Annotated in this window: 19 protein-coding genes, 3 tRNA genes and 1 rRNA gene; all 23 read right to left on the bottom strand. The window is 34.5% G+C overall.

The features are described 5' to 3' along the window. Window positions 1-57 precede the first annotated feature (57 nt). Window positions 58-130, bottom strand: a tRNA-Lys gene (locus tag HMPREF2715_RS09060). Window positions 131-135: 5 nt separating this feature from the next. Beyond that, window positions 136-211: transfer RNA gene (locus HMPREF2715_RS09055), tRNA-Thr, on the bottom strand. Between the two features lie 10 nt (window positions 212-221). Next, window positions 222-297 (bottom strand) — tRNA-Val (locus HMPREF2715_RS09050). 9 nt (window positions 298-306) lie between these two features. Beyond that, window positions 307-421: ribosomal RNA gene (rrf, locus tag HMPREF2715_RS09045) — 5S ribosomal RNA — on the bottom strand. A gap of 498 nt (window positions 422-919) precedes the next feature. Continuing rightward, complete coding sequence (gene lysS, locus HMPREF2715_RS09040; RefSeq protein WP_053027049.1) at window positions 920-2,410, bottom strand: lysine--tRNA ligase; 1,491 nt, start codon at window positions 2,408-2,410, stop codon at window positions 920-922. A 203-nt stretch (window positions 2,411-2,613) separates the two neighbouring features. Continuing rightward, entirely contained in the window at window positions 2,614-3,093 is a 480-nt protein-coding gene (gene folK / locus HMPREF2715_RS09035; RefSeq protein ID WP_049426448.1) for a 2-amino-4-hydroxy-6-hydroxymethyldihydropteridine diphosphokinase, read from the bottom strand. Next, complete coding sequence (gene folB, locus HMPREF2715_RS09030) at window positions 3,094-3,459, bottom strand: dihydroneopterin aldolase (RefSeq protein ID WP_037552526.1); 366 nt, start codon at window positions 3,457-3,459, stop codon at window positions 3,094-3,096. Beyond that, window positions 3,437-4,240, bottom strand: coding sequence for a dihydropteroate synthase (folP, locus tag HMPREF2715_RS09025; RefSeq protein ID WP_070442648.1), 804 nt, complete (start codon window positions 4,238-4,240; stop codon window positions 3,437-3,439). Before folP ends, folB begins: the two co-directional genes overlap by 23 nt. A 233-nt stretch (window positions 4,241-4,473) precedes the next feature. Beyond that, on the bottom strand, window positions 4,474-5,406 hold the full coding sequence (cysK, locus tag HMPREF2715_RS09020; protein ID WP_070631776.1) for a cysteine synthase A: 933 nt from the start codon (window positions 5,404-5,406) through the stop codon (window positions 4,474-4,476). 204 nt (window positions 5,407-5,610) lie between these two features. Continuing rightward, complete coding sequence (gene hslO / locus HMPREF2715_RS09015) at window positions 5,611-6,495, bottom strand: Hsp33 family molecular chaperone HslO (RefSeq protein ID WP_037552528.1); 885 nt, start codon at window positions 6,493-6,495, stop codon at window positions 5,611-5,613. A gap of 236 nt (window positions 6,496-6,731) precedes the next feature. Further along, a complete protein-coding gene (gene ftsH, locus HMPREF2715_RS09010; protein ID WP_049426444.1) occupies window positions 6,732-8,822 on the bottom strand; it encodes an ATP-dependent zinc metalloprotease FtsH in 2,091 nt (696 codons plus the stop codon). A 262-nt stretch (window positions 8,823-9,084) separates the two neighbouring features. Further along, window positions 9,085-9,624, bottom strand: coding sequence for a hypoxanthine phosphoribosyltransferase (hpt, locus tag HMPREF2715_RS09005; protein ID WP_011276752.1), 540 nt, complete (start codon window positions 9,622-9,624; stop codon window positions 9,085-9,087). 3 nt (window positions 9,625-9,627) lie between these two features. Continuing rightward, complete coding sequence (tilS, locus tag HMPREF2715_RS09000; RefSeq protein ID WP_176743843.1) at window positions 9,628-10,920, bottom strand: tRNA lysidine(34) synthetase TilS; 1,293 nt, start codon at window positions 10,918-10,920, stop codon at window positions 9,628-9,630. A gap of 226 nt (window positions 10,921-11,146) precedes the next feature. After that, complete coding sequence (locus HMPREF2715_RS08995; protein WP_053017953.1) at window positions 11,147-11,548, bottom strand: S1 domain-containing RNA-binding protein; 402 nt, start codon at window positions 11,546-11,548, stop codon at window positions 11,147-11,149. A 128-nt stretch (window positions 11,549-11,676) separates the two neighbouring features. Continuing rightward, window positions 11,677-12,069 carry a cell division protein DivIC gene (gene divIC / locus HMPREF2715_RS08990; protein WP_070582040.1) on the bottom strand — a complete coding sequence of 131 codons (393 nt, stop codon included), beginning with the start codon at window positions 12,067-12,069 and terminating at the stop codon, window positions 11,677-11,679. 20 nt (window positions 12,070-12,089) lie between these two features. Then, on the bottom strand, window positions 12,090-12,368 hold the full coding sequence (locus tag HMPREF2715_RS08985; RefSeq protein ID WP_037537011.1) for an RNA-binding S4 domain-containing protein: 279 nt from the start codon (window positions 12,366-12,368) through the stop codon (window positions 12,090-12,092). After that, complete coding sequence (locus tag HMPREF2715_RS08980; RefSeq protein ID WP_070839889.1) at window positions 12,365-13,555, bottom strand: MazG nucleotide pyrophosphohydrolase domain-containing protein; 1,191 nt, start codon at window positions 13,553-13,555, stop codon at window positions 12,365-12,367. The genes HMPREF2715_RS08985 and HMPREF2715_RS08980 overlap by 4 nt, the downstream gene beginning before the upstream one ends. After that, window positions 13,555-15,087, bottom strand: a complete 1,533-nt coding sequence (locus tag HMPREF2715_RS08975; protein WP_070582044.1) for a polysaccharide biosynthesis protein — start codon at window positions 15,085-15,087, stop codon at window positions 13,555-13,557. The genes HMPREF2715_RS08980 and HMPREF2715_RS08975 overlap by 1 nt, the downstream gene beginning before the upstream one ends. Window positions 15,088-15,151: 64 nt before the next feature. After that, entirely contained in the window at window positions 15,152-18,661 is a 3,510-nt protein-coding gene (mfd, locus tag HMPREF2715_RS08970) for a transcription-repair coupling factor (RefSeq protein WP_070582038.1), read from the bottom strand. Continuing rightward, window positions 18,658-19,230, bottom strand: a complete 573-nt coding sequence (gene pth, locus HMPREF2715_RS08965; protein ID WP_011276759.1) for an aminoacyl-tRNA hydrolase — start codon at window positions 19,228-19,230, stop codon at window positions 18,658-18,660. The genes mfd and pth overlap by 4 nt, the downstream gene beginning before the upstream one ends. Window positions 19,231-19,398: 168 nt before the next feature. Then, window positions 19,399-20,064: a 50S ribosomal protein L25/general stress protein Ctc gene (locus HMPREF2715_RS08960; RefSeq protein WP_011276760.1), complete on the bottom strand. Its 666-nt coding sequence runs from the start codon at window positions 20,062-20,064 to the stop codon at window positions 19,399-19,401. A gap of 183 nt (window positions 20,065-20,247) precedes the next feature. Further along, window positions 20,248-21,213 (bottom strand): ribose-phosphate diphosphokinase, encoded by a 966-nt coding sequence (locus HMPREF2715_RS08955; RefSeq protein WP_011276761.1) that lies wholly within the window; start codon window positions 21,211-21,213, stop codon window positions 20,248-20,250. A 112-nt stretch (window positions 21,214-21,325) separates the two neighbouring features. After that, a complete protein-coding gene (gene glmU, locus HMPREF2715_RS08950) occupies window positions 21,326-22,681 on the bottom strand; it encodes a bifunctional UDP-N-acetylglucosamine diphosphorylase/glucosamine-1-phosphate N-acetyltransferase GlmU (protein ID WP_070582037.1) in 1,356 nt (451 codons plus the stop codon). Window positions 22,682-22,808: the final 127 nt, after the last annotated feature.

Raw genomic sequence — 22,808 nt, 5'->3', positions numbered from 1 at the left:
GCAAGGTGGTGTTCTACCACTGAACTACTTCCGCATATGGCTATTAAAATAATCGTATGAGCCATAGAGGATTCGAACCTCTGACCCTCTGATTAAAAGTCAGATGCTCTACCAACTGAGCTAATGGCTCAAAGATGGTGCCGGCCAGAGGACTTGAACCCCCAACCTACTGATTACAAGTCAGTTGCTCTACCAATTGAGCTAGGCCGGCTAATTAAGAATGGTGGAGAATGACGGGTTCGAACCGCCGACCCTCTGCTTGTAAGGCAGATGCTCTCCCAGCTGAGCTAATTCTCCAACGTGCAAGCCTGGCAACGTCCTACTCTAGCGGAATGTAAATCCAACTACCATCGGCGCTAAGGAGCTTAACTTCTGTGTTCGGCATGGGAACAGGTGTGACCTCCTTGCCATTGTCACCAGACAATAACTTACTCAATTAATTATAATGTCGATTGTTTTAATTTTCAATAGTTAATTTTACACTTTGTTAAAAATATCTTTACAAGTATTTTACAAAATTAAGTTTCGTTTTTGACGACTTTTATATCATACAACATTCAAAAAGCAAAGTCAACTAATTTTTGAAAATTTTTATTTAACAAGTTTATCATTTGTCGTTTCGCTTCTTTTGAACACTTTTACTATGTTAGCACATCTCAACCATATTGACTACACTTTTTTTATATTGTTTTACAATAACTTCTCTACTCTTTTTTACTTTTGTAACTTCCCCTTGATAATAACCCTTTATCACACCATTATATTTAATCCTTTAGTTTTATATAAATTGAAAACTAATTGTTCCTTTTGTCTCTTTTATTAACAATAACTGTCTCAAAATAAAAAAGAGATTGAGATATATTAGGTTAACATTTGAATAAACCTAAACTTTATCTCAATCTCTAATATTTAATTTAATCTATTTTTGTCTCATATAAGGGAATAATAATACGTCTCTAATAGATGGAGAGTCAGTTAACAACATAACTAAGCGATCGATACCGATACCTAAACCACCTGTTGGAGGCATGCCATATTCTAAAGCTTCAATATAATCTTCATCCATTTCATGCGCTTCATCATTACCTTGTGCTTTTTCAACAAGTTGTGCTTCGAAACGTTCACGTTGATCAATTGGATCATTTAATTCAGTGAATGCATTCGCATGTTCTCTACCTACGATAAACAACTCGAAACGGTCTGTAAATCTTGGATCTTCCGGATTTTTCTTCGCTAAAGGTGAGATTTCAATTGGATGTCCATAAATAAATGTCGGTTGAATTAACGTTTCTTCAACTTTTTGTTCAAAGAATTCATTTAAGATATGACCATATTTCATATTATCAGTAATTTCTATATTATGTTCTTTAGCTGCTGCGATTGCTTCTTCATCAGATTTAATTTGATAGAAGTCTACACCTGTAGCTTCTTTCACTGCATCTACAATATGAAGGCGTGTCCATGCAGACTCTAGGTCAATTTCCTCTTCATTGTATTGAACTTTTGCAGAACCAAATACTTCTTGAGCGATATGTCTTACCATAGATTCAGTTAAATCCATGATATCGTGGTAATCAGCGTATGCTTCATATAATTCAATCATAGTAAATTCTGGATTATGTCGTGTTGATACGCCTTCGTTACGGAATACTCGTCCAATTTCATAGACTTTTTCAAGGCCACCAACAATTAAACGTTTTAAATGTAATTCAATTGCTATACGCATATAAAGTGTAGCGTCTAGTGCATTATGGTGCGTAACAAATGGTCGTGCTGCTGCACCACCTGCAATTTGATGCATCATTGGTGTTTCAACTTCTAAGAAACCTTGTTTATTTAAGTAATTACGCATTTCTTGAATAATTTTACTACGGTTAATGAATGTTTGAGTACTATCTTGATTTGTAATCAAGTCTAAATAACGTTGACGATAACGTTGTTCAATATCTTGTAAACCATGGAACTTATCAGGTAAAGGTCTAAGCGCTTTAGATAATAAAGTGAATGTCTTAGCTTTTACTGATAGCTCTCCAGTATTTGTTTTGAACATTACACCTTCAATACCAACAATATCGCCTAGGTCTGCACCTTTCCATAAATTGTCGAAATCTTCTTCGCCAATTTGGTCCTTACGCACGTAAATTTGAATTTGACCAGTCAAATCTTGGACATGTGCGAAACCAGCTTTACCTTTACCACGTTTAGTCATCAAACGGCCGGCAATCGACACATGACTTTCATCTTCTTTATCATGTAATTCTTCTTTTGAGAATTCATCCCATTGTGATTTTAGTTCACTAGCAGTAGCTGAGCGCTCAAAACGTTTTCCAAATGGGTCGATTCCTAAATCAATTAATTCTTGTAGTTTTTGACGACGGACCTGCATTTGGTCATTCATTTCTTCTGACATAACTTTCTCTCCTTTAAATTTCATTTTAATGAAAATCATTCCATGGATTATTTCTAAATTGCTTATAGGATATCATATTACTAATATGGTGTTACTTAATTGTATTGTTTTACAAAATTGACATTACCTGTATCACTTTCAAAGTATGATCATCACTATTTTCGCATTTCTATAATATTAATTAAATGTATAATTAATACTTCTTAACCTTTATATTTCTTCACTGTGTCATCTGGTATGACTAAATCAGAGATACGAGTATTTGAACGAGGTTCTATTTGTGTTGATGCAATATCATTTAATGGTATTAATACAAAAGCACGTTCACCCATTCGAGGGTGGGGAACTTCAAGGTCATCTTCTTCTATAACCTTATTTCCATATAACAAAATATCGACATCTAATGTCCTTGGACCCCAACGAATGTCTCTAACTCGATGTAATCGTTGTTCAGTTTCTAAGCAATATTTAAGAAGTTCTTTGGGCTCCAATTCTGTTTCAATTTCTAAACACAAATTTAAAAAATTGGGCTGCTCAGTATACCCCACTGGTGCAGTTTCATATATTGGAGAGATCTTAGTCACGGAAATACCTTCAATACTATCAATTATTTTTATAGCATCTTGTAATTGCTGTTCCCTATCACCAATATTGCTTCCTAAACCTAAATACGATTGTACCATTTAACGATTCTCCCTCACTATCTCTATACCTACGCCATCATAGTGACCAGGAATAGGTGGATTTTCTTTAGTGATTCTGACTTTCGTTTCCATTACACGATTATAGTGTGAATTTATACGTTTTGCAATACGTTCAGCTAGATGTTCGATTAAATTACATGGTGGACCTTCAACGATTTCTTTAACATCTTCAAACACTTCTCCGTAATGCACAGTATCTATCACATTATCAGATTGTCCCGCTTCTTCTAAATTCACTTTCAACGTAACATCTACTACAAAGATTTGACCTATCTCATTTTCAGCAGGTAAGGCACCATGGTATGCGTAAAATCTCATACCATTAAGAAAGATTGTGTCGTTCATCTTCATTCTCCTTTAAGAAATCCATACTTTGACCTAATCTAGCGTTTAATTGCACATTATGTACACGCACAGCTTTGACGCCTTTCATTATACCATAAGCTGTTGTAGCAGCTGTCGCCTCATCACGTTCTAACGCTTTAGTTTCTGTACCAATTATTTCTTTAATAAAACGTTTTCGACTCGTTGCTAATAAAACAGGATACTCAGTTGCTACAAGTTCATCTAAACGTGCCATTACTTCATTTTCTTCATCACGTGTTTTGGCAAAGCCAATCCCAGGATCTAGCCATATTTTATGTTTTGGAATTCCGGCCATTTCTGCTTTGTTCGCTTGAGTAATAAGTGATAATAGCATTTCTTCAACAACTGGTTGTTCGCGATGTCCGTTACCATTATGCATTAATACAACTTCAGCATCGTAAGCAGCCACAACATCAAGTATTTTAGGATCATATAACCCTGCCCATTGATCATTGATCATCGTTGCACCTAATTTTAAGCACGCTTCCGCTACTTCACTACGATATGTATCTATTGAAAGTTGAATATTAAATTTTGCAAGTTCTTTCACTACAGGAACTACACGCTCAATCTCTTCTTCCGTTGAAATTTCTGTGAATCCTGGTCGTGTAGAAATACCGCCGACATCAATGATATCTACACCTTCTTCTATCATCTCTTTAGCACGTTTGACCGCTTTATCCACTGAATTATACTTACCACCGTCAGAGAATGAATCTGGTGTCACATTCAATATTCCCATAATTTTTGTTTTAGTCATTCTTGTCACGTCACCCTTCGTTCTTTTAGAAAATGATATGTAGAAAAATATCTACTTTTGCTCAATAGTCACATATTAATGATACACTCATTTTCTAAACATTTCAGTTTTTATAATCGCCAAAAAACATGCAAAGTATTTAATAATTTAAAACAAGGTATTCATCTCTTCAAAAAGAAAACGCTAGCGAAGCAAAATTAAGCTTCACTAGCGTATAAATATTGTTTAAAAAATTAATCTTCGAATGAATATAAAGGTGTTGATAAGTAACGTTCACCATTACTTGGCAATACTGTTACAACTGTTTTACCTTTACCTAATTCTTTAGCTTTTTGAATTGCAGCATGAATTGCAGCACCAGAAGAAATACCTGCTAGGATACCTTCTTCTTTAGCAACGCGACGAGATGTTTCCATAGCTGTATCATTGTCTACTTTGATGATACTATCATAAATATTTGTATCTAAAGTATCCGGTACGAATCCTGCACCTAAACCCTGCAATTTATGTGGTCCTGGCTCACCACCACTTAATACTGGTGATGCTTCAGGCTCTATAGCAACGATTTCAACATTAGGATATTTTTCTTTTAAGACTTTACCTACACCAGATAAAGTACCACCTGTACCTACACCTGCTAAGAAAGCGTCGATTTGTTTACCTTCAAATTGTTCTACTAATTCTGGGCCTGTAGTTAACGCATGAATTTCAGGGTTGGCTTGGTTTTCGAATTGTTGTGGTTCAAAGTAACCATGCTCTTCTTTTAATTCTTTTGCTTTTTTAATAGCGCCTTTCATAGCTTCTGAACCTGGTGTTAAAACTAATTCTGCACCATAAGCTTTTAATAAGTTACGACGCTCAGAACTCATTGTTTCAGGCATTGTAAATACTGCTTTATAACCTTTAGCTGCACATACGAAAGCTAAACCGATACCTGTGTTACCACTTGTTGGTTCTACAATCGTATCACCTGGTTTAATTTTCCCTTCTTTTTCAGCTTTTTCGATCATAGCTAATGCGATACGGTCTTTTACTGAACCACCTGGATTTTGGTATTCTAGTTTTACGTAAACATCTGCTGCATCTTCATCTACAACGTTTCTTAATTTTACTACCGGTGTATTGCCAATAATTTGAGTAATGTTATCTACTGGTTTTTGTGCCATTGAAAAAACGCTCCTTTTAACTTTCATATTTAAAACTTAGTTTTTTTATCGGATATAAGTATATTCTATCAGAATTTTCTAAAAAGAAAAAGCTAATTCTCTCATTTTAGAATTGAAGTTACATTTTACTTTTACATTATTTTAGTTTCCCTATAAAAAAGGCAATAAACACATGATGGTTTATCGCCTTTAGTATATTTTTAATTATGCATTCATTGAAGCTAATAGGTCTTCAAGTTCAGCTTCTGAATAATTATATTTATTACCACAGAAGTGACAAATAGCTTCCGCGCCATGGTCCTCTTTAATCATATCTTGGATTTCAGCTTCTCCTAAACCTTTAATTGCATTTAGAAACTTCTCATGACTACAGTTACATTCAAACTGAGCTTGCATAGTTTCTAAGATTTGAACGTTATCTTCACCAAGTATTTCTTTTAAAATACCTTCTGGCGTTAATCCTTGTTCAATTAATTTAGAAACGGGTTGCATATTATTTATAGCATTTTCTAATTTTGTTACAGTTTCATCTTTAGCGCCTGGCATTACTTGAATAATAAATCCTCCAGCAGCTTTAATAGAATTGTCAGGATTTACTAACACACCCAAACCAACTGATGAAGGTGTTTGTTCACTTGTCGCAAAATAGTATGTGAAGTCTTCTCCTAATTCACCTGATACAATCGGACTTGCACCTGAGAAATAGTCTTTCATACCAACGTCTTTCACTACTTGGATGGACCCGTCTGTACCAACTGCTCGTCTAACATCTAATTTACCTTGTTCATTTAATGGAAAATGCGTTTGTGGTTTATCCACATAGGCACGTACATTACCTTCAGCATCTGCATCTGCAATGATTCTTCCAATAGGGCCTTTACCATCAACTGTTACTGTTAATTTTTGTTCACCTTTAAGCATCGAACCCATTAATAAAGTTGCTGTCATTGTTCTGCCCATAGCAGCTGAAGCTGTTGGCCAAGTGTAATGACGTGTTTGTGCTTCTTGCACTGATTCAGTTGTTAGCGCAGCGTACGCACGTATTTCTCCTTCGTAAGCTAATGATTTTACAATATAATCATGTGTCATCCTTATAAACTCCTTTAGTACATTTATTTTTATATTGATATTATTTATGCTTTAATCTTTCAATTATTTCTACATTTTCCCTTTAAGGATACTTATTCTACACTTGTTTAATAAGAATATGAAGTAACTTGCTTTCAACTCTAATGTTGTCTCTTTCACGATCACTACATATTAAAAAATCTCCTTTGACTAAGGGGCATTGCCTTACTCAAAGGAGATAATAATCCAGTTTAAACTTATCTATTGCTAGGGTTGTTTGGATCGTTTGGATTATATGGCTTATCGATATTTGGAGATTGTTCATGACCTGTGTCTTCTTCATTATTTGAATGTCCACGATGTTGATCATTATCTTCTTTACGATCTTCTCGCATGTCTTCTTTACCTTCTTCTAGTTGTTCTTCGCGGATATCATCGTAAGATTTACCATATTTACCTTCGCTATAGTCAGAATCTTCATCTTTAACAACACGAGCAGCATCATAATCTACTTCAGGTAATACACCATCATAGAATAATGAACGGATTTGTTCAGCTACTAATGTTTCTTCTGTTAACAATGTTTTAGCGATAAGTTTAAGTTCTTTTTCATGGTCTAATAAGATTTGTTTACAACGTTCATATTGTTCTTTAATAATACGTTGAACTTCTTTATCAATTTCATAAGCGATTTGACCAGAATAGTTAGGTTCACCTTGCATATCTTTACCTAAGAATACTTGTCCACCGCCGCTTGATGAGAATTGTAATGGTCCAAGTTTTTTACTCATACCATACTCAGTAACCATAGAACGTGCAATTTGAGTTGCTCTTTCGAAGTCATTTGATGCACCAGTTGATACTTCATGGAAATTGATATCTTCGGATACACGACCACCTAATAAACCACAAATTTTATCTAATAATTCAGGTTCTGTCATTAAGAAACGATCTTGTTTAGGTAACATCATTGCGTAACCACCAGCTTGTCCACGTGGAACAATTGTTACTTTATGAACAACTTCTGCTTCATCAAGTACCATACCGATAACTGTATGACCCGCTTCATGATGAGCCACAATATTACGTTCTTTATCTGAAATGACACGTGATTTTTTAGCTGGACCAGCAATAACACGGTCTGTAGCTTCTTCAATATCACGCATGTCAATTTTGTTTTTACCTTCACGTGCAGCAATTAAAGATGCTTCATTTAATAAATTCTCTAAATCTGCCCCTGAGAAACCAGGTGTTCTTTGTGAAATAGCTTTTAAGTCAACAGTTTCATCAAGTGGTTTGTTTTTAGAGTGTACGTGAAGAATAGCCTCACGACCTTTAACATCTGGACGGCCAACTTGAATTTGTCTATCGAAACGACCAGGGCGTAGTAATGCTGGGTCTAAGATATCAGGACGGTTAGTTGCAGCAATCATGATAATACCTTCGTTTTCACCGAAACCATCCATTTCAACTAGTAATTGGTTAAGCGTTTGTTCACGTTCATCGTGACCGCCACCAACACCTGCACCACGTTGACGTCCTACTGCATCAATTTCATCGATAAAGATAATACATGGTGCATTCTTTTTCGCATTTTCGAATAAGTCACGCACACGGCTTGCACCGACACCAACGAACATCTCAACAAAGTCTGAACCACTGATTGAGAAGAAAGGTGCACCTGCTTCACCAGCTACGGCACGTGCTAATAATGTTTTACCTGTACCAGGAGGGCCTACAAGTAATACACCTTTAGGTATTCTTGAACCCATTTGTTTGAATTTCTTATTATCTTTTAAGAAATCTACTATTTCAATTAATTCTTGTTTTTCTTCATCTGCACCAGCGACATCCGAGAATCGTACACGACGTTTTTGATTATCGTACATTTTAGCTTTGGATTTACCAAAGTTCATCATACGACCACCACCGCCGCCACCTTGTGCTTGGCTAAGGAAGAAAATGAATAGGAAAGCAATAATTAATACAGGAATTAATGTTGTCAACATACTTACGAAGACACTTTGTTTCTCTTCTTCTTTAACTTTAAAATCTAGTCCTTTTTGGCTTTTTGCTTCATTTGTAATTTTTTGTAAGTCTTTTTCGTTATTGTATAAAATCGTTGAAGAGTAATCTTCATCATTTTTTGTTTTACCACTTACCAAGTACACATTTTGCTCAGGTTGGATTTCTAAGGTCTTTAAATCACCTTTATCCAATTTCTCTACAAACTGTGAATAGGAAAGTTGTTTCGGTGTATTGCCATTCCCATTTATGTAAGAAAATACGCCGAATATAATAACGCCAATAATTGCGATAACAAGCACATTGCGAAAAGCTTTTTGCATGCGTCATTTCCTCCTATTTCTATAATAAAGCTAACAAAAATTGTAACACAAAACTTCTCTTAAAGGCTAGCATTTCAACTTTTGTAATACTTTTCAAAATCCTTGTGTTATCAAACTTTTTAAAACTTAAGTTCTCTAAAAAACGATAAGTTTTTAAAATGTGTTTAAGCATATAAAATGAGTCTACACTAATTCATTTATTAAGTATAGTTATTATATCTTAAACACGATTTAATTATATTAACATCTAAATGAATTTCACTTATTTGTTATAAATTTCTGGTTTTAATGTGCCGATATACGGTAAATTTCGATAATGTTCAGCGTAATCCAATCCATAACCTACAACAAATTCATCAGGAATTTTCTTACCAACATATTTAGCTTCAATATCAGCTTTACGACGATTTGGTTTATCCAGTAATGTAACAATTTCAAGTGAATTAACTTTACGTGATTGCAATAACTCAGTAATTGATTTCAATGTTGTACCTGTTTCTAAAATATCTTCAATGATTAGGACGTCTTTATTTTCAATAGATGAACCTAAATCTTTTAAGATTTGAACTTCACCAGTTGATTCAGTTCCGCCATGATAGCTTGAAACATCCATAAAATCAATTGCTAAATGTGTGTCGATGCGTTTAATTAGGTCTGCCATAAACATAACAGAACCTTTTAGAATACCCACACATACAAGTGGTTTATCTTTATAATCTTTAGTTAATTGTTCTCCTAAATCTTTACAAATATTTTGTATATCTTCTTCAGTTAACAATATTTCTTTTAAGTCGTCTTTCATTCGTTATTCATCTCCAATTTTTTTGATTTCTATATGTTGATTATATGCTTTAGCAATATATAAATTACCTACAGCAATAATTTGATGGTATTGATCTTCAATTAATGGCATTTGCATGCGCACATCATTTGGAATTTTGTGATCTATAAACAAACGACTCACTTTTTTATGACCTTTTTGTCCATTTAGTTCGACTTTATCTCCATTGTGACGAGTTCGTATCAATAATGGTAATTGTTGTTTAGGAATCGTCGGATGTATAACAACGAGATAATGTCCGAAACGATATGTATCTGCATCATTCACGATTTGATTATCTAATAATGATGGCTCATTTTTCGCCAATATAATAAATTTATCATATGCTATTTGAATTATCCATTTTTCAGTGAGGGATATCTCAAATTGTGCGATTTGATTACTAATCTGATCAAACCATTCATGATATTGTTTCTCTGAAAATGCCTTATTCAACTGAAGTTGTTCGAAGAGCTGATCTAACAATATCATTTTAGTTATATCATCAAGTCGATTAAATACATTTCGTGAAAATTGTATTTGAGTTCCATTTTTATTAATTAGACAATCATTCTCTATAAAGGATTGGGCTTTTTTTCGATTCTCCTGTAATTGAATATCATGCCAACGTTTCAATTTTAGTAAATGCGTGCTATCAAGATCTGCATTTTGATTAATCGCTGGTAATAGTCGATTGCGAATGTCATTTCTAACATATTTATTGTCACTGTTTGAGCTATCTTCATAATAAGGAACTTGATATTTGTGCTGATAGTCGCGTATGTCTTCTTTTGAAACTTCAAGTAATGGGCGACATATTGTGTAATGATTACGAATTGATTGAACATCTATCCCTAGAGTACTTCGTGTAGAACGTCCAGTAAATAGTCTATAGAAGATTGTTTCTAGCTGGTCATCTAAATGATGTGCTGTAAGTAATACATCTGCATCTAACCTTTTCATCATTTCGTCAAACCACTCATAACGCAATTGTCGAGCATCAGCTTGTATACTCTTCCCTTGCGCTACTACATCAGTTAAATTCAAACGCTTTACATAGCAAGGTATCTCATATTGTTTACAAAATGCTTCTATAAACGCTTCTTCCTTATGTGATGCCTCTCGTAAGCCGTGATTAACATGAAGACAGGTCAATTGTTTATAAGTACGAGATGATTGTGAAAGTAAATTGTGTAAGAGTGACATACTATCTATACCTGTCGAAACAGCAATCACAACATGATCAGTATTGCTCCATAGTGACGTATTAACTTTCAACACAAAGACCTCCTTAATAACATGAATATACCTTATTGCAATATTACAATGTAGTCATCAAAAAAAGAGTGGAACTAAAATTCATTGTTGAATTTTAAGTTCCACCCCGCAAAAATAACATATCTTACATAAAATAAAGGGCAATTCGATAGGACGACAATTGTTTATCTTACGGTGAATGTTACCTTTGCTATTACCAATTGTTATATAAATAATATATTATAAATTAGCGTCTTGAACCTTTACCACCACGTCTTGATTCAGTTTGTCGTTTAATAGATGTTAATTTATCTTCACTATCTTTTAAGAAATTGCTTAATTTCTTTTCAAAATCTTCACCTTTTTGTTGTGGTGGTCTATTGTGATTTGATTTATGTTGTGGTCTACGAGGACGATCTTTTGCTTTTTTTATTGAAAGGCTAATTTTACCGTCATCTGCAATAGATAAGACTTTAACTTCAACTTCGTCTCCAACTGATAGGTGATCTTCAACATTCTCAACATAGTTATCAGCCACTTCACTGATATGAACTAAGCCACTTTTCCCTTCAGGTAACTCTACGAATGCACCAAATTTTTTGATACCAGTAACTTTACCTTTTAGCTTGTTTCCTACTTCGATTGACATATTCTAAATAAATCCTCCCAATTTTGATTCGATTTTAACCTTATTATATTCCTGTTTTAATATTTTCACAATGCTATAAAACCAGATAATTCATTCTTATTTAAGAAAAACGATTATCCTTAATGTTATCAGTTGTCATTAGAGGATTTAGACTTAGAATCATCATTATTAGGCAATTTAAAAATAACTTCACCTTTATTGCTCAGGTAATAATCGTCTCTTGCTACTTTCTCTATGTAGTCTTTATTATTTAAATTACTAAGTTCTTCTTTTAATGCGATTTCCTCGTCTTGCTTTTTCTGAAACTGTTCCTCTTTATGTTTACGCTCAACTGCTGCTTTATCATTGCTTTGTTTTTGGATGACAAGCATGATGGATAGAATAATTATGATTGCTAATAATATCCCACCGAATACAGTTACTCTTCGTCTAACAACGCGCATTTTCTTTTGTTGTCGTTGCTTCTTTCGATTCTTTTCGGAGGTATACTGATTCCCTATTTCTTCTACCTTTTTACTCATTGCTTGTCACCTCCTTCAGTCTATTCTTCTTCAAATTGGTTCTGATTAATACGTTCTTCTTTAATTAAATCGTACATACCTTTAGCGTTTTCTTTAGAAGCATGTTCACTTAAACCAGTTACTTTAACTGTAACAAGCTTTTGTCCGAAACGAATAACTAATTCATCTTCTACCTTAACATCTGTTCCAGCTTTAGCTACATTTCCATTAACGGTAATACGTCCTTGATCACTTATCTCTTTCGCTAAAGTACGACGTTTAACAAGTCGCGATACTTTTAAATATTTATCTAATCTCATAAATCTTTCTCCCCTTGTTGCAAAAAGTTTCTAAGGGTTTCTTCATCAAAATCCTTATTTTTGGTTTTATCATACAATGCCATGAAGTGGTCTGCAAATACTTTCTCAAATTTAACTCGTGGTGCTTTACCTTCTTTACTTTTAGCTGTCTGCCAAATGTCATTTAATTCTTCTATCGATGCCGCTTTTTCATCACCAAAAATATGTGGATGACGACGAATCATCTTAGCACTTAAGCTTTCAATGATTTCTTGAATGTCCATATAGCCTTCTTTTTTGCCAATACTTGCATGTAAGAGAACTTGAAGTAAGATATCTCCTAATTCTTCTATCATGTGCCAATCATCTTCATTATCAATTGCTTCGAATAATTCAAAGCTTTCTTCCAATAGATAGCGTTTGAGGGAGGCATGAGTTTGAACACGATCCCATGGGCAACCAGTTTCATCATCGACTAAGCGATTTATAATCTCTACTGCATAATCAAAGTTTCGATATAATACTTCATCATTTGTCACTTTAGGAACGTAGACACTTGTTAAATTATTAAATGCGTCTTCGTGATGGTCAAGTTCAAATAAAGGTACCTCTAGTACAGAGGCGCCAGTGCTATGTGCGCCAGTCACTACTTTGACTGGAAAATCATCTGGATAATGTTCCATCAAAGTGATTTTAATATCTGCTGCAACCATAGCAGTATATACCTGAGTAATAAGTGTATGTGTACGCACATTTAATAACTGTTCGGTTAATGCCGTACCATCTAACAAAGTGAAACCATCGTTTGGATCTTGGTTAATCGCTGCGAAAATATCATCTATAAAACTTTTACCACCTAGCATTTTAACATTCACGTCTTGATGATGGTCATTGTAGTCTAACAACTTAGCCGTCGTTGTTTCAGCTACACGTGGATGTCCAGGTACGGCATAGACAACATCTTGTGCTTGCGCTTTTTCAATTAATACATCAACAATTTGTTGATACACAGAATCGAAATCTTCATTCTTTTCATAAATAGTATCAAAACTTTCGAATTTAAGCTCATCTTGTAATTGATTAATTACAGGATGGTCTAGTGTCCTAGTATAAACAAGCGGTTGTTGTATTAAAAAACGATAGATACCAAGTGGCAACTCATCTAAACCGTAGTTTCCTAAACCAACAATTGTAATTGTATGTGTCATTAATGTCGTCCTTTCTTTATATGATAAAGCTTTTCGCCAAATGGCAAATGTTTTAATTCTCTATAACCTAAGATGTTCATATATATAACTAATATTAATAATACGGCAATGCCTATGATTGCCACAACAACTAACTCTATAAGTCCACCTATACGTCCCGCTTGAGGTAATACCTGCATACTAATTTGAATGATTATCGTCATGATGACAAGCGCAGTAAACATTTTCAAAATGAATGGTTTCATTTGACTAAAGTGATACTGCTTAAGCACTTCTTTATGCAGTATAATTACAAAACAAATAAGGGACAAAACAGTGCTAATACTAGCGCCAGCAATACCATAATGATGAATCAATAGGGCGTTAAGTATCCCTTTCACTACTAAGCCAATAGTTACACCAATCAATATTGGACGAATGCAATTGAGTACTTGTAATAATGCAATATACATCATTATAAGCGATACACAGATAACCGTTAACATATAGGATCCAAGTGTAAAACCTAAACTATTGGTCTTAAAGAAGACTGCATTCATCATAGGTAATAAATTAATTAATCCTATACTAGCTGCTGAACTAATTAATATAGTGATTTTAAGCGATGCATTAGCGTAACGATTCATTTTAATTTGATTTCGTTGTTCGATTGCTTCAGTTAAAAGTGGGATTAACACAAAACTAAAAGTTGTCGTAACAATTAAACCCATTTGTATAAATGAAGCTCCACGATCATAAATTCCTTTTTGCATGATTGCTTCTTTAAAATGTAGGCCGTGTGATTGTAGTGTATGAACAATTGTAAAGCTATCTATAAATTGCCATAATATGACCAATAATTGGCTCAATGCAAATACAAGTGTAGCCATAAGTAAGTCTTTCCAAGGTATATTTGCTGATAAATTCTGCATCTTAAAAGAGAAAGGTTTCATAACTATTAAAAAGAGACTTGAACCTAAAAAACCAAGTGCAGAAGCTAAAATAGCAATCGTTCCTGCTTGATATATTGACCAATCTTTACTCATAAATAAACCAATGGCTACAATGATGAGACCAACACGAATGATTTGTTCAATAACCTGGGAAATAGCGGGTATATTCATACGTCTTTGACTTTGGTAATAACCACGACACACACCTAATATACCAATAAATAAATAACTCAAACTTGCCATTCGTATCATAGGTGCAAGTCTTGAATCTCCCATCAATATAGCCACTGGGTGCGCTAATAATAAGAGTATTAAAAATATTACTATGCCTAACGTTTGAAATCGTATTAGCACTTTTGAAAACGAAGACGGTTGTCCATTAATACCCAGCGTTTGCGTTACCGCACTTGGAATAGCATTCATAGATAAAATCATCCCTAGCGCCACAATTGGATATATTTGTTGATAAGCATACAACCCAGTATCTCCGAGAACATTTTGGTAAGGCACTCTGTAAATTGCACTTAAAATTTTAACTATGATGAGTGCAAGGGTTAGAATCACAACGCCATTGAACGCTGTGTGGTTAGAGGGTTCAATGTATTTGAACTCGTTTGAACTCTTAGATGATAACAATTGTGTAGATTTAGATTCTGATATGCTTTTAGTTTTCATCTTCAATAACCATACTTCCTTCAAGACATCTCACAAGGAATTTCAAGTTATCTAACCATTGCTTAGACTTGGTAAGTGTTACATGCATGCGATTTTCTTTAACACCTAGTTTCATTGCACGTCCTAAGGGTTGTGTTTGTTTAAACAGTTCTTCACCGTTCATTTGTCCTGTTGCTTTCGCTGATAATGACACTTCAATTTGCTTACCTTTATCTTTAATTAAAGTTACCCCTGCATGTAGCGCATGTATTTTAATTTCAACCATTTCAAGTAAACGTTCAACTTCAACTGGATAATCATTGAATCGATCTATCAATTCATCTTTAATATCAAATAATTGTTCTTCTGTTTCGACTTTACGTAGTTTTTTATAAATTTCAATTTTTGCTTGCTCATTTTGAATGTATTCTGCAGGTAAATAGGCATCTAAGTTGAGTTCCATTTCTACTTCTGGTGCATCTGGTTCTTCTTCTTTAATACCACGTTTTTCATTAACCGCTTCTTCTAACATTTGTGAATACAAGTCAAAGCCAACCGAATCAATAAAGCCGTGTTGTTGTTTACCTAGTAAGTTTCCGGCACCACGAATATTTAAATCACGCATGGCAATTTTGAATCCTGAACCCAATTCAGTAAATTCTTTAATAGCTTGTAATCTTTCTTCTGCAGTTTCAGTTAGCACTTTATTCGCAGAATGTAAGAAGTATGCATAGCCAATTCGACTTGAGCGTCCTACACGACCGCGCAATTGATACAATTGGCTTAATCCAAAGCGATCTGCTTCTTCAATGATTAGAGTATTCGCATTAGGTACATCTACACCTGTCTCAATAATCGTTGTAGTCACTAAAATATCAAATTCGCCATTAATAAAGCTTAGCATTGTTTCTTCAAGATCACGTTCTGTCATCTGACCATGTGCAACGGCAATATTAGCATCCGGCATTAACATCTGTAATTGTTCACGTTTTTCATAAATGGATTGAACTCTGTTGTATAAATAGAATACCTGTCCATCACGTGATAATTCTCGTTCCAAAGCTTCTTTAATAAAATTATTATTTTGTTCTAACACATAAGTTTGTACAGGGAAGCGATTTTCTGGAGGTGTCTCAATGACTGATAAATCCCGTACACCTAGCATACTCATGTGTAATGTTCTAGGAATAGGCGTTGCAGTTAACGTCAGTACGTCTACATTCGTCTTCATTGTCTTAATACGTTCTTTATGACGTACACCAAAACGTTGTTCTTCATCGACTATTAATAATCCTAAATCTTTATAATGAATATCTTTGCCTAACAATTTATGTGTTCCAACAACAATATCAACGTATCCTGATTTAAGACCTTCTTTAGTTTCTTTGACTTCTTTAGTTGAACGGAATCGACTAATCAATTCAATTTGTACCGGAAAATCCTGCATTCGTTCAATTAACGTTTCATAATGTTGTTGCGCTAAAATCGTTGTAGGTACAAGAAATGCAACTTGTTTCCCTTCCATTACTGCTTTAAAAGCTGCTCTAACAGCAACTTCTGTTTTACCATAACCTACGTCACCACATAATAGACGATCCATTGGTCGCTCGCGTTCCATATCACCTTTAATTTCGTCTATCGATTTCGCTTGGTCAGGCGTTAATTCATATGGGAAGTCCATTTCAAATGCACTTTGCTCAGCGGTATCTTCACCGTATTGATAACCTACCGACATTTCACGTTCTTTATATAATGCGATTAATTCATCAGCAATATCTTCGACACTTTGTTGAACTTTAGCTTTTGTTTTCTTCCATTCTGAGCCACCAAGTTTATTTAATTTAGGCGACTTATCTTCTGAAGCAACATATTTTTGAACTTGATCCATTTGATCGACTGGTACAAAGAGTTGGTCTGTGCCTTTATATTGCAATTTAATATAATCTCGGTGAACATCTCCAACTTCTAAAGTTTCAACACCAAGATAACGCCCTACCCCATGATGTACATGTACGACGTAGTCACCAACATTAAGGTCTTGATATGACTTGATTTTTTCAGCATTAGATAAAGTTTTAGTACGTTTACGCTGTTTCTTTTGTTTTGTTTTGAATAATTCTCTCTCAGTTATAACAACAAGTTGCATATAAGGTAATTCGAAACCTTCTGAAAGACTGCCTTCTGTAACAACGACTTGGCCAGATTTAATGTCATTGTGAACATTAGTAACAGTTGGTATATGCATCTCATTCAACATCGATTGAATTCGTTCAACTTTCGTTTCAGTTTCTACTAACACCACGATATGATAGTCGTTGTGTACATAGCGTTGGAATTCAGAACGCATAATATCGTATTGCCCATAAAACTGTTGTACTGGTTTACAAGAAAACTTAATAATATGTTGTAACTGAACAGGCATAGTGGACGTAAACAAAGTGAAGTACGTCACTGGATAATCCTTCAATAACGACTCAAAACCATCAAATTGCATAAATGATTGACCGATAAATCCGTTTCCACTTTCTATTAAGTTCTGAATGAAATCGTCCACTTCAGTTGTTAGCGTCTTTTCAGTTTCTTTAATACGGTTATATTCGTCAGCTACAATGATGGCGTCTTTTGCAAAATAGTCAATAAGCGTTGAAGGTTGCTCGTACATAAATGCCACCAAGCGACGTAATAATTGATGATCAAAAAACGTTGTTTCAAATAACTTAAAACTTTCATATGTCTCTTTCAAATCATTACGAACAGACTTGTCAATTTTTGGTCGTGTTGTTTCATATGCGGTTTTCAATTCTGATTGTAAATGTTGAATGACATCATCTGTAATAATGTAATCACTTGCTGTTGTGATTGAAACTTCTTCAATATTGTCATTTGAACGTTGCGTCTCAACATCGAAGTCACGAATTGAATCAACTTCTGTATCAAACAATTCTATTCGAACAGGTTGACCTATGAGAGGGTGAATATCGATAATACCTCCACGCAATGAGAACTCGCCGATATGTGATACAACACTCTCGCGACGATATCCCATATTCACTAATTTATTTAAGAATTCATCGACATCTATATCCTCGCCTACTCTAAGCGTAATTTGATGATCTTTCCAAAGTTCAAACGGTGTGAGCCACTTTTTCAATCCGTTCAAAGGAACGATAAATAACCCTTTCTTATTATGAGCTAAGGCAGTCAGTGTTCTTACACGTTCACTCATAAGTTGAGGGCTTTGCGTTGAAAATTCTTCAGTCATAATATCTTGTACAGGATATTTATAAACTTCAGAATGATCGACATATTGTAAAATATCAGTTTCTAATTTATCTGCTTGATATAAGTTGTTAGTGATTAACAACATTTGTTTTTGATCTTTTAGATACTTTTCAGCGATAATCGTAGCTTTCGCAGAGGGAGAGAGACCAGTTACAAGAATGTTTTGATGACCGAATACATCATCGAGTTCCTGGAAACGTTTATCATTTTGAATATAGTCTGAAATGATAGATCTCAATTGACTTCTCCATTATATTGATTCATTACATGGTCGAAGCGTGAACTTTCAATAAAAGCTTCCACAGCATGTGCTGAATGTTCAATCACTTTATCCATAGTAATCATCTCTTCTTTTGAAAATTTCTGTAATACATAATCAGGTACTGACATACCATTCGTTGGTCTCCCTACGCCAATACGAATTCGTTTAAATTGATCTGTACCTAAATGTTTAATGATAGACTTCATACCATTATGTCCTCCAGCACTACCTTTTTGGCGCAAGCGGATTTGACCTTGAGATAAATCTAAATCATCATACAAGACGATTAAATCTTCCACTTCAACATTATAGTAATCCATTAATGGCCCTACTGCTTCACCAGACAGATTCATCATAGTCATTGGTTCAATAAATAGAACCTTGTCACCATTTAAACGTTCAATAGTATAAGCACCTTTAAATTTTTGTTTATCTAATGAGAAATTATGTTTCTTTAAAATGTAATCAATGACTTCAAAACCGATATTGTGTCTTGTTAACTCAAATCGCTTGCCTATATTCCCAAGACCCACAATACATTTCATACGATGTTACCTCCATTGTGATTCATTTATAACGACTAACTGAATAGAATTGTTCATATATCAATTATTCATTATTTTATAACATTCCCTATAATAACACAAAAAGGGAGTAGAACAGAATTCATTAAGAATTCATGTTCCACTCCCATAAAGATAACAATCAACGAATTATTCTTCGTCTTTATTTTCTTCTTCGCTATCTTCTTCTTTTTCTTCACCAACTACTTCAGGTTCTTCAGTTGCTGCTTCACCTTCCATAGCTTCAACTTCTTCTTCAGTAGGTTCATCAGTTGGAGGAACTACTGTTACAACAGATTCTTCTGGGTCGTTTTCAATTGTGAAATCGCCAGAAACTTTAATATCTGAAACTGAGTAGCTGTCATTAACTTCTAATTCAGTAATGTCAACTTCAATTGATTCAGGGATATTTTCTGGAGTTGCTGTAACTTGTAAGTCGAATAATGGTTGTTCAACTACGCCACCTTCTTTAGCACCAGCAGCTTCACCTACTAAATGAACTGGTACATCAACAGTACGTTCTTCAGTCATGTTGATTGCTAAGAAGTCGATGTGTGTAATTTGGTTTTTAAGTGGGTCAAATTGATAATCTGACACCATAACTTTGATTGATTTAGAACCAACGCCTAAATCGATAACACCGTTACGTCCTACTTCACGGATAACTTTGATGAATTCAACTTCATCAACTTTAACTGAAGTATTTTTAGTACCATAACCATAAACTACTGCAGGTACTTTACCTGTATTACGTAATTTTTTAAGGTCAGAACGTGTTTGTTTACCTTGACGGATGATTGACTTTAATGAAGCCATTCGTATTTCCACCTTTCATTTTCAAGTCTAGATACTTATTATCGTGAGAATATAAAGTTCTGGACTGCCCTTCACTTACCCATCAACTTTATAAGTTGCTTGCAAGTGTTTATTAGTTCGTAAAACCACGAACGAATGTATTATACACGGTTGAAATGTATAAGTCAAACGCAATTGTAAACTTTAGTCAAATAATACACTTACTGATTCACGTTCATATACTCGAATAATTGCTTGAGCAAGTAATCCAGCTACTGATAATTCTTTAGTGTTTGACGGTTTACGTGTGTCATCTAATAAGATTGAATTTGTAACGATTAATTCTTTAATTGCTGAATTCTCGATACGCTCCTTAGCAGGACCTGATAAAACTGGGTGTGTACAACAAGCATACACATCTTTAGCACCTTTATCTTTTAAAGCTTGTGCAGCTAAAGTGATTGTTCCTGCTGTATCGATAATGTCATCAATAATAATCGCAGTGCGTCCTTCAATTTCACCAACAATATTCATTACTTCTGCTACGTTTGGTTTAGGACGTCGTTTATCAATAATTGCAATCGGAGTTTTTAAAATGTCAGCAAGTTTACGTGCGCGTGTAACGCCACCGTGGTCCGGTGATACTACGACACATTCTTCTGGGTCAATGTTAGGGTCATTCTCAAAATGTTGACCAATGATTGGTACACCCATTAAATGGTCAATTGGAATATCAAAGAATCCTTGAATTTGTGGTGCATGTAAATCTAATGCAATCATGCGATTAGCACCAGCTGTTTCAATTAAGTTAGCTACTAACTTAGCTGTAATAGGTTCACGGCTACGTGCTTTTCTATCTTGACGTGCATAGCCATAATATGGAACCACAATATTGATATTAGCTGCTGATGCACGCTTACAAGCATCAATCATGATCAATAACTCCATCAAGTGTAAATTAACCGGATTTGAAGTTGGTTGGATAATGAAAACATCACATCCACGAATACTTTCTTCAATATTGATTTGAATTTCTCCATCGCTAAAGCGTTTAACAGAACATTTCCCTAATTCAATCCCTACTCGATCAGCTACCTCTTGTGCTAATGGCTCATTTCCTTTTAAAGAGAAAATCTTTAAAGATGAATTTTTGTATTCATTATTTAACATTTATAGTCCTCCAATTTTTAACTTAGACACTTTCATTATATAAAAAATTAATCGCTTTTACTATGTTCAACAAAAAAATTGTGGAAAAGAGATACCAAATTTTATCAAAAAATTATTTTTTGAGATATCCTTCTTTTGTGGTTTGACGGGCACGCGCAAGGGCTAAACTTTCATTAGGGACGTTGTCGGTAATTGTTGAACCTGCAGCGATTAACACACCGTCACCAACAGTTACAGGTGCCACTAAGTTAGTATTACATCCAATAAATGCATCTTTACCTACAACCGTTTTAAATTTATTAACACCATCATAATTTACTGTGATTGAACCACAACCAATGTTTGTACGTTCACCGATTTCAGCATCTCCAATATAACTTAAGTGAGATACTTTAGCCCCATCTTTAAGATCTGCTTTTTTCACTTCGACAAAGTTACCCACTTTTACATCTGAACCTAAGTTTGAACCAGGTCTTAGTTGCGCGAATGGTCCAACTTTTGTTTTATCACCAACGATTGAATCATTAATAACTGATTGTTTAATGTCAACTTTTGAGCCAATATGACTATTGTTGATTTCAGAGTATTGACCGATGACAGCTTCTTCTCCTATTTCTGTTTCACCATTAATACGTACACCAGGTTCAATAATTGTATCCATACCTATTTTGACATCTGGTCCAATAAATGTAGTTGTAGGGTCGATAATAGTTACACCATTTCTCATATGCTCAATGTTAATACGTTGTTGCAACGCCTTTTCCGCATTACTTAACATGACACGATCATTTACACCCATAATTTCATTAAAATCGTCTGTGTGATAAACTTCAGCGACGCCATTATCAGCTAAGATTAAGCTGATCACATCTGGCAAGTAGTATTCACCTTGAGCATTATCATTTTTAACTTCTTCTAATTTAGAGAAAAGAACACGATTATCGAACGCAAAAATTCCAGAACTAATTTCCGTTAATGCTTTTTGTGCTTCTGACGCGTCTTTTTCTTCAACAATACGTTGTAGTCTACGTTGTTCATCGCGAACAATTCGCCCATAACCAAACGGAATCTGAGCAGTTGCTGATAATACTGTCGCTTGCGCATGAGTACTTTCATGATGCTCAATTAACTTTTGTAACGTATGAGCTGTAATGAGCGGTGTGTCTCCACAAACAACTAAAGTTGTACCTTCCACTTCTTTCAAATGTTCGTTAGCCATCTTTACAGCATGTGCTGTTCCTAATTGTTCTTCTTGATAGCTATATAACGATTGGTTCCCCAATGTTTCTTTAACGTCATCAGCACCATGACCTACAATTGTCACGATTTGGTTAACACCAGCATTCTTAACATTTGTTAACACATGTTCTACCATTGATTTTCCAGCAACTTTATGTAGCACTTTATATTTATTTGATTTCATTCTAGTACCTTTTCCAGCTGCTAATATTACTGCATTTCTTTGCATGAGTGGTAACCCTCCAATAAATTTTACACTTCTAATTTATTATAATTTAACTCAAGTTCGAGTTTCAAGATTTAGAAGGTTTTATAATTTAGTCTATTTAAATTTTTCAAAATATGTATTCACTAGT

Source organism: Staphylococcus sp. HMSC062A01, from assembly GCF_001836805.1.
Lineage (GTDB): Bacteria > Bacillota > Bacilli > Staphylococcales > Staphylococcaceae > Staphylococcus > Staphylococcus haemolyticus.
This window is presented reverse-complemented; position numbering and strand designations above follow the sequence as displayed.